This window comes from Neobacillus sp. BF23-41 (assembly GCF_041106275.1).
Genome location: NZ_JBGBPR010000075.1, coordinates 1 through 1,309, shown reverse-complemented (window position 1 = coordinate 1,309; position 1,309 = coordinate 1). Strand labels below are relative to the sequence as shown.

1 protein-coding gene and 1 other annotated feature (1 of these 2 cut by a window edge) are annotated in these 1,309 nt (G+C 50.6%); the gene reads right to left on the bottom strand.

Annotated features, from left to right (window positions below; translation table 11 throughout):
* Positions 1-1,300, bottom strand: a sequence feature (mutual gap in cmsearch alignment for this rRNA model is longer than 100) (it extends 1,812 nt beyond the left edge of the window).
* Positions 1,058-1,183, bottom strand: a complete 126-nt coding sequence (locus AB7942_RS30225; RefSeq protein ID WP_369449751.1) for a hypothetical protein — start codon at positions 1,181-1,183, stop codon at positions 1,058-1,060. (Overlaps the previous feature by 126 nt.)
* Positions 1,301-1,309: the final 9 nt, after the last annotated feature.

Here is a 1,309-nt window from a genome sequence, read left to right as displayed (position 1 = left end):
TTCTCACTTCTAAGCGCTCCACCAGTCCTTACGGTCTAGCTTCAACGCCCTTAGAACGCTCTCCTACCACTGACATCTAAGATGTCAATCCACAGCTTCGGTGATACGTTTAGCCCCGGTACATTTTCGGCGCAGAGTCATTCGACCAGTGAGCTATTACGCACTCTTTAAATGGTGGCTGCTTCTAAGCCAACATCCTGGTTGTCTAAACAACTCCACATCCTTTTCCACTTAACGTATACTTTGGGACCTTAGCTGGTGGTCTGGGCTGTTTCCCTTTTGACTACGGATCTTATCACTCGCAGTCTGACTCCCACGGATAAGTCTTTGGCATTCGGAGTTTGTCTGAATTCGGTAACCCGATGAGGGCCCCTAGTCCAAACAGTGCTCTACCTCCAAGACTCTTACTACGTGAGGCTAGCCCTAAAGCTATTTCGGAGAGAACCAGCTATCTCCAAGTTCGATTGGAATTTCTCCGCTACCCACACCTCATCCCCGCACTTTTCAACGTGCGTGGGTTCGGGCCTCCATCCAGTGTTACCTGGACTTCACCCTGGACATGGGTAGATCACCTGGTTTCGGGTCTACGACCACATACTCATACGCCCTATTCAGACTCGCTTTCGCTGCGGCTCCGTCTCTTCAACTTAACCTTGCATGGGATCGTAACTCGCCGGTTCATTCTACAAAAGGCACGCTATCACCCATTAACGGGCTCTAACTACTTGTAGGCACACGGTTTCAGGAACTATTTCACTCCCCTTCCGGGGTGCTTTTCACCTTTCCCTCACGGTACTGGTTCACTATCGGTCACTAGGGAGTATTTAGCCTTGGGAGATGGTCCTCCCTGCTTCCGACCGGATTTCTCGTGTCCGGCCGTACTCAGGATCCACTCAGGAGGGAACGAAGTTTCGACTACAGGGTTTTTACCTTCTATGACGGACCTTTCCAGATCGCTTCATCTACCCCGTTCCTTTGTAACTCCATGTTGAGTGTCCTACAACCCCAAGAGGCAAGCCTCTTGGTTTGGGCTATGTCCCGTTTCGCTCGCCGCTACTCAGGGAATCGCGTTTGCTTTCTCTTCCTCCGGGTACTTAGATGTTTCAGTTCCCCGGGTATGCCTTCCATACCCTATGTATTCAGGTAAAGATACTGTTCCATTACGAACAGTGGGTTCCCCCATTCGGAAATCTCCGGATCAAAGCTTACTTACAGCTCCCCGAAGCATATCGGTGTTAGTCCCGTCCTTCATCGGCTCCTAGTGCCAAGGCATTCACCGTGCGCCCTTTCTAACTTAACCTAAAAGGTT